This is a genomic window from Streptomyces sp. NPDC005402 (assembly GCF_040606575.1).
Classification (GTDB): Bacteria; Actinomycetota; Actinomycetes; order Streptomycetales; family Streptomycetaceae; genus Streptomyces.
In genome coordinates this window covers 32,292-46,041 of sequence record NZ_JBEXFB010000002.1, presented here as the reverse complement: position 1 = coordinate 46,041, position 13,750 = coordinate 32,292, and the positions used below count along the sequence as shown (strand labels likewise).

Annotated in this window: 10 protein-coding genes and 2 pseudogenes; 4 read left to right on the top strand and 8 right to left on the bottom strand. The window is 69.5% G+C overall.

All coding sequences use genetic code 11. The annotated features are described in order from the left end of the window. Positions 1-37: 37 nt before the first annotated feature. Positions 38-268 (bottom strand): annotated as a pseudogene (locus ABZT02_RS03435) (YdeI/OmpD-associated family protein); the annotation flags it as partial. Between the two features lie 138 nt (positions 269-406). Between ABZT02_RS03435 and ABZT02_RS03430 the strand changes: the two are divergent. Both ABZT02_RS03430 and ABZT02_RS03425 read left to right on the top strand, forming a co-directional pair. Further along, positions 407-2,167 (top strand): annotated as a pseudogene (locus ABZT02_RS03430) (PAS domain-containing protein); the annotation flags it as partial. 1 nt (position 2,168) lies between these two features. Then, entirely contained in the window at positions 2,169-2,870 is a 702-nt protein-coding gene (locus ABZT02_RS03425; RefSeq protein ID WP_356013781.1) for a SpoIIE family protein phosphatase, read from the top strand. A gap of 296 nt (positions 2,871-3,166) precedes the next feature. Here the strand turns inward: ABZT02_RS03425 and ABZT02_RS03420 are convergent, their stop codons facing one another. Then, positions 3,167-4,207: a helix-turn-helix domain-containing protein gene (locus ABZT02_RS03420; RefSeq protein ID WP_356013779.1), complete on the bottom strand. Its 1,041-nt coding sequence runs from the start codon at positions 4,205-4,207 to the stop codon at positions 3,167-3,169. Positions 4,208-4,303: 96 nt separating this feature from the next. Here ABZT02_RS03420 and ABZT02_RS03415 point away from each other — a divergent pair, with 96 nt between their 5' ends. Then, positions 4,304-5,155 (top strand): MBL fold metallo-hydrolase, encoded by an 852-nt coding sequence (locus tag ABZT02_RS03415; RefSeq protein ID WP_356013777.1) that lies wholly within the window; start codon positions 4,304-4,306, stop codon positions 5,153-5,155. Positions 5,156-5,342: 187 nt separating this feature from the next. Here ABZT02_RS03415 and ABZT02_RS03410 read toward each other — a convergent pair whose 3' ends face one another. Beyond that, complete coding sequence (locus tag ABZT02_RS03410) at positions 5,343-6,167, bottom strand: AraC family transcriptional regulator (protein WP_356013775.1); 825 nt, start codon at positions 6,165-6,167, stop codon at positions 5,343-5,345. Between the two features lie 293 nt (positions 6,168-6,460). Here ABZT02_RS03410 and ABZT02_RS03405 point away from each other — a divergent pair, with 293 nt between their 5' ends. Beyond that, positions 6,461-7,243 carry an MBL fold metallo-hydrolase gene (locus ABZT02_RS03405; protein WP_356013773.1) on the top strand — a complete coding sequence of 261 codons (783 nt, stop codon included), beginning with the start codon at positions 6,461-6,463 and terminating at the stop codon, positions 7,241-7,243. Between the two features lie 455 nt (positions 7,244-7,698). On the opposite strand, the gene ABZT02_RS03400 is transcribed toward ABZT02_RS03405, so the two are convergent. The 5 genes from ABZT02_RS03400 to ABZT02_RS03380 all read right to left on the bottom strand — a co-directional run bounded on the left by ABZT02_RS03400 (position 7,699) and on the right by ABZT02_RS03380 (position 13,736). After that, positions 7,699-8,688 (bottom strand): alpha/beta hydrolase, encoded by a 990-nt coding sequence (locus ABZT02_RS03400; RefSeq protein WP_356013771.1) that lies wholly within the window; start codon positions 8,686-8,688, stop codon positions 7,699-7,701. A gap of 148 nt (positions 8,689-8,836) precedes the next feature. Further along, complete coding sequence (locus ABZT02_RS03395) at positions 8,837-9,589, bottom strand: SGNH/GDSL hydrolase family protein (protein WP_356013770.1); 753 nt, start codon at positions 9,587-9,589, stop codon at positions 8,837-8,839. Positions 9,590-9,817: 228 nt separating this feature from the next. Then, on the bottom strand, positions 9,818-10,825 hold the full coding sequence (locus tag ABZT02_RS03390) for an oligopeptide/dipeptide ABC transporter ATP-binding protein (protein ID WP_356013768.1): 1,008 nt from the start codon (positions 10,823-10,825) through the stop codon (positions 9,818-9,820). After that, positions 10,822-12,801: a dipeptide/oligopeptide/nickel ABC transporter permease/ATP-binding protein gene (locus tag ABZT02_RS03385; RefSeq protein WP_356013767.1), complete on the bottom strand. Its 1,980-nt coding sequence runs from the start codon at positions 12,799-12,801 to the stop codon at positions 10,822-10,824. Before ABZT02_RS03385 ends, ABZT02_RS03390 begins: the two co-directional genes overlap by 4 nt. Beyond that, positions 12,798-13,736, bottom strand: a complete 939-nt coding sequence (locus ABZT02_RS03380) for an ABC transporter permease (RefSeq protein WP_356013765.1) — start codon at positions 13,734-13,736, stop codon at positions 12,798-12,800. The genes ABZT02_RS03385 and ABZT02_RS03380 overlap by 4 nt, the downstream gene beginning before the upstream one ends. Positions 13,737-13,750 lie beyond the last annotated feature (14 nt).

The following is a 13,750-nucleotide window of genomic DNA, read 5'->3' as shown; positions in this document are numbered from 1 at the left end:
GTGGTGACTGCTGCCGGGGCCGCAGCCGCGCTGGGAGTGGGTGCAGCTTCTCGCCCTTCGCCAGCATCCCTACGTACTTTTCGATCCGGCGTGCCCGGGTCTCGGCCTTCGTGGAGTCCTGGATCCGGTGCAGGATCGCCTAGCGGTTCCGCCGGTCCAGTGTCTCGAAGCACTCCGCCGCGGCCGGGTCGGCGGTCAGGGCCGTCGTGAGGCCGTCCGGCAACGTGGCGGCCTTCGCGCCGTCGTAGGCCGCTTCCCAGCGGCCATCTGTTGTCCCGCTGGGGCACTCTTGGATCGAGCCGCAGGACAGGAGGATAATGGCTTACGTTCAACGATCCGCTGCCCGCGGTATGCGCGGACCGCGGATCGCAGACAGTGGATCTCCGTGAGAGCGAGATGAGCGATCATGGACGAGCGCATCGCCGCTGACCCGTCGATGCGGCCGCTCGCAGGGGCGGATCGCGAGGCGCTCACGGCGTGCGTCACCGTCGATGAGCACGCCACTGTGACCGGGTGGAACGCGGGGGCCGAGCAGTTGCTGGGGTACTCGGCTGCTCAGACCGTGGGGCGATCAGCGGCCGATCAGCTGGCTGAGCCGATCCCCGCGCAGGACCTGCGATCCCTCGCGGAGCTGCCGAGATGGCACGGGAAGCTCTCCGTCCGGCACCGTGACGGCCGGCGGCTGGAGATCAAGGTCCTCGCGCACCACAGGACACAGGAGACCGGTGCCAGCGAGTGGTTCCTGGTGTCCGCCCTGGCCGCGCAGCAGCCCCATCCTTCCGACGACGCCCTCGTGAGCTGGAGCTTCGCCCAGGCCCCGTCCTGTGCGTTGGCGCTGTACGACACCAGTCTCCTGGTGCGGCGGGTCAACGAGGGCACGGAACAGATCATGGGCCTCACCGAGGACGACGTGCGCGGACTGCACCTCGACGAGATATGGGACAGCCCGGACGCTGATCAGCTGGCACAGGGCCTGGTTCGTGTGCTGGAGACCGGCGAGCCGCAGTACCGGGAGCACTTTCTGCGCGCCCCCGGTGAGAGGCGCGAGCACGCCTGGTCGACCGTTCTGTCGCCGCTGCGGGACCGGGCGGGCGAACTGCGCGGCGTCTGCCACACCGCGCGCGACATCACGGAGCAGTACTGGGCACGCAAGCGGCTCCAGCTGATCGCCGAGGCGGGCCGGCGCATCGGCACCACCCTCGATGTGATGCGGACGGCGCAGGAGCTGGCGGACGTCGTGGTCCCGGAACTCGCCGACTTCGTCAGCGTCGACCTGCTGACCTCCCTGGACGGCCTGCACGAGCCGCCCCCGGCAGGCGTGTTGGCGACCGGCCATCTTGTGCTGCGGCGCGTCGCCCACCAGTCCGTGACTCCGGGCATCCCGGAGGCGGTCGTCGACCCGGGTGATGTGGACGGGTATCCGGATGGCTCCGCACCGGTCGAGAGCCTCCGGTCCGGACGGGCCTCGCGGCACGAGATGACCGATGCCGCGATCGCTGAGTGGATCGCCCGTGCCCCTGCCCGCATGTCCCGCGTCTACGGACTCGGCGTCCACTCGGTGATGACCGTGCCCCTGACGGCACGCGGTACCACTCTGGGCGTCGCCGTCTTCATCCGCTACCAGCACCCCGAGACCTTCCAGCAGGACGACCTGGTGCTGGCCGAGGAGCTGGTGGCCAGAGCCGCCATCTGCATCGACAACGCCCTCCGCTACACCCGAGAACGCAGTACGGCCGTGACCCTGCAGCGCAGCCTGTTGCCGCAGCGGCTGCCCGAGCAGGCGGCGGTGGAGGTCGCCTCCCGCTACATCCCGGCCGGCGGGCACGCCGGTGTGGGGGGCGACTGGTTCGACGTGATCCCGCTGTCCGGGGCGCGGGTGGCCCTGGTCGTCGGCGACGTCGTCGGCCACGGCATCCACGCCTCCGCGACCATGGGCCGTCTGCGTACGGCCGTCCGCACCCTCGCCGACATCGACCTGCCCCCCGACGAACTGCTCACCCACCTCGACGACCTGGTCGCTCGCCTGTCCACCGAGCAGGAGAGCGCCCAGCCCGCCGACGGGTACCCGGAGCCGGGCGGCGAGGTCGGTGCGACCTGCCTGTACGCCGTCTACGACCCGATCTCCCGGCGCTGCTCACTCGCCTGGGGCCGGACATCCGCGGCCGGTCGTGGTGAGCCTCGAAGGCACCGCCGAACTCGTCGACCTTCCGGCCGGCCCCCTGTTGGGGCTGGGCGGCCTGCCCTTCGAGGCGGCCGAGATCGAGCTGCCGGAGGGCAGCCTGCTCGCCCTCTACACCGACGGCCTGATCGAGTCCCGGGACCGCGACTTCGACGACGGCCTCGACCAGCTCTGCCACCTGCTCGCCCGCCCGGCTCCCTCGCTGGACGCCCTGTGCGGCACGGTGCTCGCCGGTCTCCTGCCCCAGCGCCCGGCCGACGACGTCGCGTTGCTCCTCGCCCGCTCCCACGCACTCGACGCCTCCCAGGTCGCCACGTGGGAGATCCCGGCCGACCCTTCCGTTGTCGCCCGGGTCCGCAAGGCCGCGGTGGCACAGGTCGAGGCCTGGGGGCTGGACGACGCCGCCTTCGTCACCGAGCTGGTCGTCAGCGAACTCGTCACCAATGCCATCCGGCATGCGGAACCTCCGATCCAACTCCGCCTGATCCACGACAACACCCTCATCTGCGAGGTCTCCGACGCCAGTAACACCGCTCCCCACCTCCGCCGCGCCCGCACGTACGACGAGGGCGGCCGCGGCCTGCTCCTCGTCGCCCAGCTGACCCAGCGCTGGGGCACCCGCCAGAGCACCCAGGGCAAGACCATCTGGGCGGAACAGACATTTGAGCCGGCCCCGCCCGGCCACTTCTGACCCGCACGGCCATCTCTTCCTCATCGCCGGACGCGAAGTAGGCGACGAGCGGACGCACCGTCCCTCGATCCGCGATCGCTGCTGGGGGTCTCGAGCAAGTCGGACAGAACGTCCTCGCGCCTGACGCACCGCATCGTGCTTGCTGTAACCGCTCAGGGGGTGCCCTTCTCGTAGCGGCATGGTAGGCGCGGTCCGCCTGGGAGCCAGGGCTTCCCACGACGGCTCTGCGGCCACCATCGCGAGGCGTACGTCACAGCGCCACCTCCAGATGGAGAGGGCGCCTGCTCCCAGGCGTGTCAGCGGACGGGATTGCCCTTCGACGTGTGATGCGTCCTGCGGTAGGTGGCGGGGCTGGTCCCGAAGCGGGACTTGAACGCCCGAGAGAAGTGGGAAGCATCCTTGAACCCGACGCGCAGCGCGATGCCGCTGATGCTCTGAGCGTCGTATCCGGCACCCGACAGCATCGCGCGGGCGCGGTCGAGCCTGAGGGCGTAGAGCCATGCGCGTGGTGTGGTGTCGGCCTCGCGGAACAGTTCATGCAGATAACGCAGTGAAAAGCCCAGGTCGTGGCTGGCGGCCAGCAGGGTCAGGCCGGGGTCGTGGAGCCGGTCGGCGAGGTGGGCTTTGGCCCGGCGAAGATCACGTCGGTGAACTGCCGCACTCGCTTTCCCGGAGGCGTCCGAGTCGAGAGCGTCGCACGCGGTGGCCAGGAGATCGAGAAGGTTCCTCATGAAGGACGCGGCGGTCGCCTCGCCAAGGTCATGACCTTGTTCGGCCAGGGCCCGCAGGACGGGACTGACGAAGGCGCCCGTGCCACGCGCGGCCCGGAACGGTACGGCGGTGACGTGCTCGGCGACGGCGGAGCGGGAGGTGAGCATCGCGCGGGGTATCTGAAGGACCACCGAGCGGAACGGGCGATCGAAGCGGAACACGTAGGGGTGGGCGCTGTCGACGAGAGCGAAGTCGCCGGGACCCATCTCGGCGGCGTGGTCGCCTTGCCGGAGCCTGGCCGATCCCTCGGTGAGCAGTGTCAGGAAGAAGTCCTCTCCTGCCGCCCTCCTGACCAGGTCAGGCGTACGGGCGGCCTCATGCGGATCCGCCCGCATGGTGCTGACCAGCAGCCCGCCCGTCACCTGCGCGACAGCGGACGCGGCGAAGCCGTGCCTGCCTGGGACGGGGACCGTGTCGGGCAGAGCGGCCGCACGCATGGCGACGAACGCCGTACGGGTCACCTCGCTCCAGTAGTCCCACGGGTCATGGTCCAGGCCGAGCGTGGTGAAACGCCTTTCGGCGTCATGGCTGCGCTGTGGTGCCAGAAACGGCGCGCTCCCAGTCATGTCATGGATTCCCAGGTTTCCTTAGCGTTACCGCACGGCTCAGAGGATGCCACGCATCGAGTGGCCCGAAAAGGGTCGGTCAGAGAGGAGTGACCCATGATCACCAATATCTTCTCGGAGCAGCGGAACGGGCTTCGTTTCGATGTGTTCGCGGGTTCCGAAGCGGCTCTGTCGCCGAACTGCGTCCTCATCAGCGGTGAGCACGACGCGAGCCTGATCGACGTGCAGTTCGTCATCGACGAGGCGCGCGAACTCGCCGACCGAGTCCGTGACAGCGGTAAAAAGCTCAAGGCGGCCTTCATCACGCACGCGCACCCGGACCACTACGGCGGCATGGGTGAGATCGCCTCCGCCTTCCCCGACGCACAGATCCTGGCCCGGCAGGGCGTCATCGACGGGATCCTGGAGTGGCCGGCCAAGCGCCTGCACTGGCAGGAAGCCTACGGCGACCAGATCCCGGACGAGATGCCGGTGCCCGAGCCACTGACCGGGGACAGCTATTCCCTGGAGGGGCACACAGTGGTCTTCGTGGACCTCCCGGTGGCCGAGACGGTCCACGCGACCGCCTTCCACGTGCCCGACGCGCAAGCCGTGATCGCCGGGGACCTGCTCAACCACCACTCGCACTGCTACATGGCGGACACCAACAACCCCGCGTCCTGGCTCACCGCCCTGCATCAGGTCCAGGCGCTGGGAGAACACCGGATCGTGGTCCCGGGCCATGGCCCGGTGGGCGGACAAGAGGTGTTCGACGACACCCGTGCCTGGCTGGAGGACTACCAGGAGGTGGGCAAGCCACGGGTACCCGTCGCCGACATCGCCCGCGAAATGAGCCGCCGACACCCCGACCGTGCCCTGCCCATGCTGCTCTGGCTCACCCGAGGCCCTTCGTTCGGGCTCGTCGGACCCAAGGAGCTCGGAGTGCCGCCGGAGGTGTTCGGAGGCTGAGCCGGAAGTGCCCGCCTTGGAAGGTCGAACTGCTGCGACCGGGTTCGATGCCCCCTTTCGAGCCGGCGCGATCGGCCCACTCAGGCTTTGGGCCCAAGGGATGGAATCCGTTGATCGGGACTCCAACGGGCCGGCGCCCGAAGCAGCCCTCGCCGAACTCGTTCACGAAGTCAGGCGGCATGGGCGGCTACGCAGGCAGCGACGCACGTTGGGAGGCGCGGAAGGCCAGGGGGGTCTGGCCGGTGTGGCGTTGGAAGAACTTGCCGAAGTGGGTGGCGCTGGTGAAACCGAGGTGGGCTGCGATGGTGGAGGCGGGTTCGGTGCCGTGGGCAAGGAGTCGCTTGGCCTCCAGGACGAGGCGCTGGTCGAGGTAGTCCTTGGCGCTGAGGCCCGCCGCGGTCTGGGTGGCGCGGGTGAGGGTCCGGGTGGAGTAGCCGAGTTCGCGGGCGTAGTCGTCGATGCGGTGGGTGCGGGAGAAGCCTCGTTCGACAGCGTCGCGGAAGCGCAGGAAGGGCTCGGGGGCGGGTTCCGCGGTCTGGCCGTGCTGCCGCAGGTGGGGCAGACGCAGGAGTACGACGTCGAGCAGGCGGTGCAGCAGGGCGGTGTGCACGGGCAGCGGATGGCGGTCCGCCTGGGAGAACTCGGCGGCCAGTTGCTCGGCCGCGGCTGCCAGCACGGGGGGCTCCGAAGTATCGGGGCTGTACAAGGGCATCGGGGCAGTGCCGGTGCCCAGTCCGGCCAGTTCCGCGGTCTCGGGCGCGACGAAGTCCTCCTGGAAGAAGATCAGGATGGCCTCGGCCTGGTCAGGGTTCTGCCACTGGTGCACCTGGCCCGGCCTGATCCACAGCCAGGAACCGGGTGCCACTACGTACCCGGTGAAGTCGACGCGGTGGCGCAGGGTACCGGCGGTGACCAGCATCAGGGCGTGGAAGTCCTGCCGGTGCGGGGTGGCGATGTGCCAGGGCCAGTCACGGGTGCGGTCGCGGAAGTCGGCCAGGGTCATGACCTCCATGCCCGCCGGGCTACCGGCCGGAGGCTGGAAAGCCACCTTCGGCAGGCCCGTCTCCCGCCGACCGGGCTTCTGCCGCGCTTGTCGCCTGTGGACCATCACGAGACCGCAGCGTACCTCGCGGGACCTCCGGTTCCGTCCCAGTATGGAGTTGTTCCAGGGGTGCGGGCCCATGAGGACGGAAAGCCGGCCGTGTCCGTTGCGGCCGATGGTGGGTCGTTAGCTGGCCATCAGCGATCCGCCCCTCCCCGCGTCCCCTCATCACCGCTCATCCGCATTCCGACAGGAGCACAGTCATGCACGGCACCCTCACGGTCATCGACAAGGGCCAGGTCCGCATCCACAGCTACGTCTCGCCCGAGGACGGCCTGGGCGTCACCACCCAGCTGATCGAGACGCCGTCGCGGATCATCGCCGTCGACGCGCAGTTCGTCCTGGCCTACGCCGACGAGGTCGTCGCCTACGCCAAGAGCCTGGGCAAGCCGCTCGACCGCCTCGTCATCAGCCACGCGCATCCGGACCACTACCAGGGCGCGGCCCGCTTCGGCGTCCCCGTGCACGCGCTGCCCGAGACCACTGCGGAGATCGTCGCCATGGGTGCCAAGACGGACCTGCCCACCAGCGCCGAGATCCCGCTCGCCGACATGACTCCGACCGTGGAGATCACCCCGGGCACCGAGGTCATCGACGGCATCCCGTTCGTGTTCGAGAAGGTCACCGGCGGCGAGATCCACACCACCCTCGTGATCAAGCTGCCCGAGCAGGGTGTCCTGGTTGCTCAGGACGTCGTCTACAACCACACCCACCTCTGGTTCCTGGACAAGGACTTCGACGGCTGGCAGGCCAATATCGACCGCTTCGCGGCCGAGACCGAGTACGACACCATCCTGCCCGGCCACGGCGAGCCGACCACCCCCGCCGTCTGGGCCGAACTCACCGACTACGTCAACGCCGGCCGGGAACTGCTGGGCGACGACGGCGACGCCTACAAGAAGGCCATCACCGAGCGCTACCCCACCTACCAGGGCGCAGCCCTCATCGACGTCGCCAACGCCTACATGTTCGGCCCCAAGAACTGAAGTCTGTTCCGACCTTCCAGCAAAGCGCCCAAGTCACAGGGAGGGAACATCGTGACTTCCCGCATTGCCAGCCGGGCAGGACCTGCAGTGAGCGCTGTGCGCCACTGTTGCTGAAGCAGTCTGGCGGGCCGACTGACGGCCTCGCCACTGCCGAGCGGTCAGCGCAGGTATGCGCAGTCGCTGTTGGCGCCGAAGGCGAGCCGGTCCACCAGTGCCGGTATCCCGCAGTGGCCGCCGCCTCCGTTCCTTCGCGCACAACGAATGCGGGAGACGTGATCTCCTCGCCTCCGCTCCCGCCAGGACCGGTGACAGCGCCCCCGGATCATCAAGGGGGCAGGGGCAACGAGTCATACGCGCAGGGATGGCCACGAGCCCGACCCGGGCTCCACGACTGGGCAGCGGGGGGTGACTTGCAGGCCGATCGCCCCCGCTGCCCGGTCGTACACCGTGAGCTGTCAGCGGGTTTCGCCAGCGGCTTCGGAGTGCAGCGGAAGGCGGAGGGTGCCGGCGTGCGCCGCACGGAGGACCTCGAGTGCCTCCTCGCGCCACGCTCGTGCGGCGGGCAAGACCTTCGTGAACGCGGGCGAGGGGTGGATGTGACCGTGCTGGAGGGAGAACTGGGCGGGCACTCCTGCTTCGTTGAGCTTGTCGGCGTACGCCTGGCCGTCGTCGCGGAGCAGGTCGAACTCCGCGGACATGATGTACGCCGGTGGCAGGCCGGCGAGGCTGTCGGCGAGCAGGGGCGACGCGTAGGGGTGCGTGGGGTCGCCGTCTTCGCCGAGGTAGAGGGGGATGAGGCGGTCCACGTCCTGTCGGTGCAGTGCGTACTTCGTGCCTAGCTCCGGGTCGGAGTGCGAGGGGAGGCTGCCGGTGAGGTCGAGTGCGGGCACTTCGAGGAGTTGCAGTGCGATGGCGGGACCGTGTTCGTCGCGCAGCTTCAGAGTGAGAGCGGCGGCGAGGTTGGCGCCGGCGGATCCTCCGCCGAGGGTGATCGTGTTCCTGTCGATACCGAGTTGCTCGGCATGCTGGACCGCCCATTCCAACGCTGCCTGGCAGTCCTGGAGCGGGACGGGGAACTGATGCTCGGGTGCCTTGCGGTAGTTCACGGTGATCACGACGCACCGCGCGCCCACGGCGCGTTCGCGCCCGATGATCGCGGTACTGAGGCTGAGGCCCGATCCGGCGACCCATCCGCCGCCGTGCACGTACATGTGCAGCGGGAGTACTCCGTCCGAGGCGGGGCGGAAGATCGCCAGTTCGATGGTGCCGTCTTCGACGGGGATGGTCTCGACGCGGTGTTCAGCGACGTCGGGACCGGGCTCGGCGATCTGGCTGACGAGCGCTTCTCCATTCGCTTCTTCTTGGGCGCGCCAGGCGGGGAAGTCGATGTCCTCGGGCAACGAGGGGAAGGGCAGGAACGACACGAGTGCGGGATCGATGGGCATGGAGACTCCTGTTCGGGGTGCGCGAGGAAGGTCACGGGCAGGAAAGCAGTGCAGCCGAGAGGATCTCCGCGCGTGTCGTCGTCGCCGGCTTGGGCGGTTGGAAGGCAGTGCAGGCGAACGCCCTTGGCAGCTCGCCCGCACCACCGGCTTACGGCAGGTGCAGGACGCTGCGGACCTGGGCGGCCATCTCGGATTCGCCGAGTGCGTTCGGGTGTCCGACGGAGAGGGAGTTGGTCGTCACGACCGGTTCGACCCAGCGGACGCCGGGTGCTTCGCAGGCGTCGTGTCCGTTGGACGGGTCGCTCATGTCCACGTAGATGGCTCCTGCGGCACCAGCCGCCCGACGGACGGCGTCGTTCAGGGTGGCCTGGATCCCGTGGACGTAGGGGATGTCGCCGACCGCGATCGGAAGCGTGGGGTAGCAACCGCCGACCGCAGGGGCGATCCAGGGGTAGCCGAGGATGGCGACGCGGGCGTGCGGTGCTTTGGCCTTCACGGCCTTGAGCGCCTGGACGATCGCCGGATAGGTGGTGCTGTTGATCGTGTCGGCGAAGCTGGAACCGTACTGCTGCTCGCAGGGGTTGCCTTGTCCGAGGGTGGTGGCTGAAGCGGCGGCGCAACCGTCCATCACGTTCGCGAAGACGTTGCTGTCATTGCCGCCGATCGTCATCGTCACCAGCTGTGCTGCCGAGGTCGCGGCGTCGAGCTGGGGCGCGATCCCGATTCCTTGCGACGTCGTGAAGTTCGCGGTGGTCGCACCACTGCAGGTGACATCGGTCAGGCTGGCGCCGGTCGCGCGCGTGATGTCGTTGGCGTAGTTCGCGGTGGAGCGGACGCACGTCGGCGGTGCGGTCAGGTCCAGCGGCAGATCTCCTGCTCCGGCACTGTACGAATCACCCATCGCGACGTACTCCAGCGGAGCAGTGTCCGCACTGGCTGGAACGGCGACACCGGCGACCGCGATGAGGCCGGTGACCGCAGCCAGGGCGGCTACACCGCGACTGATGGATGGTGCGCTCAAAAAGGTTCTCGTCATCCTCGACTCTCCATTGAGTGATCAGCGCAGACACGAAGACCTCCTTCCACTGGTGCGGGCGGAAAGGTGAAGTGTCTTGCGCCCGGCGGGGGGTCATCGTGCGATGTCGGTGGTGATCTCGCTCTGCCACTCGGGGTAGCGATGGCAGGCGACCGTCCGGCCGTCGGCCATCGTCCGGGCCTCCGGTCGGGTCTGTCGGCAGCGTTCCTGAGCGACTGGGCATCGGGCGGCGAAGGGACATCCGCTCCCCGGCTGCGGGTCGCCGTTCGCGAGTTCACCGGCCGCGGCGATCGCGCGGCGCTTGCGTTGGACGGCGGGGTCGGCGACCGGGGCGGCCAGCAGGAGTGCGCGGGTGTACGGGTGTGCGGGGTCCTGCGTGACCAGCCGGGTCGGTCCGGCCTCCATCACCTGCCCTCGGTACAGGACGGTGACGTCGTGGCAGATGTGCCGTACGACGGACATGTCGTGCGAGATGAACAGGTAGCCGACCCCGTGCTCGTCCTGGAGGTCCGCCAGGAGATTGAGGATCTGGGCCTTGACCGAGAGGTCCAGCGCGCTGACCGACTCGTCGCAGATCACCAGTTGGGGCTCGGTCATCAGGGCACGGGCGATGGAGATGCGCTGGCGTTGTCCTCCCGAGAAGTCGCGCGGGTACTTCGCGGCGGCGGCCGGGTCCAGTCCCACGTCCTCGAGCATTTTCGCCGTGCGGCGCGCGATGGTCTCCCGGGACCGGATGCCCTGGGCCAGCATGGGCTCCGCCAGGCTGCGGCCCACGGTGCAGGAGGGGTTGAGGGAGCTGTTCGGGTCCTGGAAGACGGCTTGCAGGGAGCTGCCGAGCTTCCTTCTTTCCGCGGGCTTCAGGTGGGTCGTGTCCTGGCCGAGCAGACGCACGCTGCCGGACTGGGTGGGCGCGAGGCCCAGCACCGCTTTGGCGAGCGTGGACTTGCCCGATCCGGACTCTCCGACGAGCCCCATGGTCGTACCGCGCGGGATCGTCAGGCTGACGTCGTCGAGTGCCTGGAACAGGGGTTCTCGGCGTCGGCGTCTGAATCCCACGCTGACGTTGCGGACGTCCAGGGCGGGAGACTGCTCCTCGGTCATAGCGGTAGTACTCCTTCGCGGACGAGATCCTCGCTGCGGATGCAGCGCGCGGCCGCGTCCTGGCCGATCGGCAGTAGGGGGATAGGCCCACTGGTGCAGTCCTCGCGCGCGTGGACGCACCGGCCGGCGAAGCGGCATCCGGTGGGCCAGTCCCCGGGGGGCGGCACCCGGCCGGGCAGCGTGGGCAGACGTGCCCCCTCCTGCGCGGTGCTCGGATCGGCGGCCAGCAGCGCCGCGGTGTAGGGGAAGCGGGGCGCGTGGAACAGACGCTGGGCGGGGGCCTGTTCGACCACTTCCCCGGCGTACATGACGACGGCCCGGTCGGCGACGTCCGCGACGACGCCCCAGTCATGGGTGATCAGCAGGATCGCCATTCCGGTGCTCTGCTGCAGCTCGCGCAGCAGAGCGAGGATCTCCGCCTGCACGGTGACGTCCAGCGCGGTCGTGGGTTCGTCGGCGATCACGAGTTTGGGCCGGCCGGCGAGCGCGAGGGCGATGTTGACGCGCTGGGCCATGCCGCCGGAGATCTCGTGCGGGTACGAGGCGAGCACCCGGTCGACGTTGTGCAGCTTGACCTGGTGGAGCAGTTCGGCGGCTCGTGCGCGCGTCGCGGGTCCGGAGAGCCGTTCGTGACGGCGGACGACCTCCTTGAGGTGGCTGCCGACCGTGTGCGTGGGGTCGAGGCTGCCGAGTGCGTCCTGGGCGACGTACGCGATGCCGGAACCGCGGACGGCACGGTAGGCCCTGGGGCCGCCGGCCACGAGGTCCGTACCGCGGTAGAAGACCCCGCCGCCGGTGACGTCGACACCGTCCGGCAGCAGCCCCAGCAGCGCGAGGGCGGTCATGCTCTTGCCGCAGCCGGATTCTCCGACGACGGCGACGGTCTCTCCGGCGCCGATGCTGAACGTCACGTCGCTGACCAGGGTGGTGTTCTCGCCGGAGGTGCTCGCCGTCACGGTGAGGCCCCGCACGCGGAGCAGGCCGTCCTCCGGATCGGCCGACGGTGTCACCACCATCGGCCGCTGTGCCGCGTTCGTCCCGCGGCCGCGGGACGAACGCCGCCCGCGCGGTGCGGCTGTCCTGCGATCGAACGCCGTCTGCTCGCCGATGGCATCGCCGAGCACACCGAACGCCAGCACGGTGAGGGCGATCGTCACACCGGGGGGAACGAGCAGCCACCCGTCCGAGGTGACGACGGTGGAGGCCTGGCTGATCATCTCGCCCCAGCTCGGCCGGTCGCCCGCGGACATGACGCCGAGGAAGGCGAGCGCGGCCTGGAAGCCGAGGCCGATGCCCGCGAACACCGACGCCTGGGCCAGGATCGGGCCGAGTACCCGGCGCAGCACATGGCCGCTCATGATCCGCCAAGGGCTTACACCGGAGACCCGGGCGGCGGTGACGAACAGTTCCTCGCGGACCACGAGCGTGGCGCCCCGCACCAGCCGGACGAGTCCCGGTGCGCCGAGCAGGCCCAGGGTGATCATGGCCGCGGTGGAGCTGGAGGAGAAGACACCGAGCACCACCAGGACGATGATGATCGCGGGGACGCCGAGAACCAGTTCGGCCGTCCGGCTGATCGCGGTGTCGAGCCAGCCACCCCGGTAGCCGGCGAGGATGCCGAGCGGCACACCCAGCAGGAGGAACACCGCCAGCGCGGTCAACGTGTTCACGAGCGCCGGGTTGATTCCGTACAGCAGGCGGCTGAGTACGTCGCGACCGACCGTGTCGGCGCCCAGCCAGTGCGCGCCCGATGGGCCGCTGAGCACGGTGCTCAGGTCCTGCTCATTGGGTGAGTAGGGGGCGATGGCGGGGGCGAACAGGCCGGCCAGTACCAGCAGAGCCAGGTAGGCCGTGGCCACAGCGCCCAGCGGGTGCCGACCGAGGAGGCGGCGCAGCCGATGCGGTCCCGGGGACGGCTTCGCCGGCTGCGAGGAGGCCTGCGAGACCTCTCTGTTCATGGACTTCGTCGTCGTCATGCCGTGCGCACCCTCGGGTTGACGACGTGGTATGCCACATCGACGAGGAGGTTCACCGCGATGACGATCATCGTGAAGTACACGACGACTCCTTCGATCAGTGGCAGGTCGTGGGAGGCGGTTGCCTGGACGGCGGTGCTTCCCAGCCCGGGGATGGCGAAGATGAACTCCACGGCCACGGCCCCGCCGAGGGCGCCGACGAACACCGTGCCGATCACGGTGAGGACCGGGACCGCAGCGTTCTTCAGGGCGTGCCGGTAGACCACGGACCGTTCCGGCACCCCGGCCGCCCGCAGGGTGCGGACGAAGGGCTGGTCGAGCGCGGTCGCCACGGCGTCGCGGCTCTGCTTGGCGATCACGGCGGTGGCCGGCACCGCCAGGGTGACGACGGGCAGGACCAGGGAGTCGAACCAGGCGGCCGGGTCCTCGGGCAGTGGTACGTAGCCCGTGGGCGGGAAGAGGGGCAGCTGCACGGCGAAGAGGACGACGAGGACGAGCCCCAGCCAGAAGTCGGGTATGGCGAGGCCGATGACGGATCCCGACTTGACCGCCTGGCCCAGTACGCCTCGCTGCGCGCCGCGGACTCCGAGCAGGATTCCGACGACGGCGGCGAGGAGGGTGGCGCCGATGATCAGCGACAGCGACGGCCAGAGCCGGTCGTCGAGTTGGGCGGTCACCGGCTGCCGGTTGATCAGCGAGGTGCCGAAGTCACCGTGCAGCGCCTTGGACAGCCACCGCCAGTACTGGACCCACAGGGGTTGGTCCAGGCCGAGTTCGTGGCGTGCGGTGTCCAGTTGGGCCTCGGTGGCGTTCTGCCCCAGCAGGGAGCGGGCGGCATCGCCCGGCAGGAGCGCCACGAGGACGAAGGAGACCGCAGAGGCCACGAGCGCGAGCGGGACGGCCCAGGCCAGTCGGCGCAGGACGAGCCTCAGCATTGGTCACCTCTGCT

Coding starts and splice junctions, on each gene's coding strand:
- ABZT02_RS03380 (WP_356013765.1), bottom strand. CDS start 13,736: ATGCTGAGGCTCGTCCTGCGCCGACTGGCCTGGGCCGTCCCGCTCGCG.
- ABZT02_RS03410 (WP_356013775.1), bottom strand. CDS start 6,167: ATGGAGGTCATGACCCTGGCCGACTTCCGCGACCGCACCCGTGACTGG.
- ABZT02_RS03405 (WP_356013773.1), top strand. CDS start 6,461: ATGCACGGCACCCTCACGGTCATCGACAAGGGCCAGGTCCGCATCCAC.
- ABZT02_RS03390 (WP_356013768.1), bottom strand. CDS start 10,825: ATGACCGAGGAGCAGTCTCCCGCCCTGGACGTCCGCAACGTCAGCGTG.
- ABZT02_RS03385 (WP_356013767.1), bottom strand. CDS start 12,801: ATGACGACGACGAAGTCCATGAACAGAGAGGTCTCGCAGGCCTCCTCG.
- ABZT02_RS03420 (WP_356013779.1), bottom strand. CDS start 4,207: ATGACTGGGAGCGCGCCGTTTCTGGCACCACAGCGCAGCCATGACGCC.
- ABZT02_RS03400 (WP_356013771.1), bottom strand. CDS start 8,688: ATGCCCATCGATCCCGCACTCGTGTCGTTCCTGCCCTTCCCCTCGTTG.
- ABZT02_RS03395 (WP_356013770.1), bottom strand. CDS start 9,589: ATGGGTGATTCGTACAGTGCCGGAGCAGGAGATCTGCCGCTGGACCTG.
- ABZT02_RS03415 (WP_356013777.1), top strand. CDS start 4,304: ATGATCACCAATATCTTCTCGGAGCAGCGGAACGGGCTTCGTTTCGAT.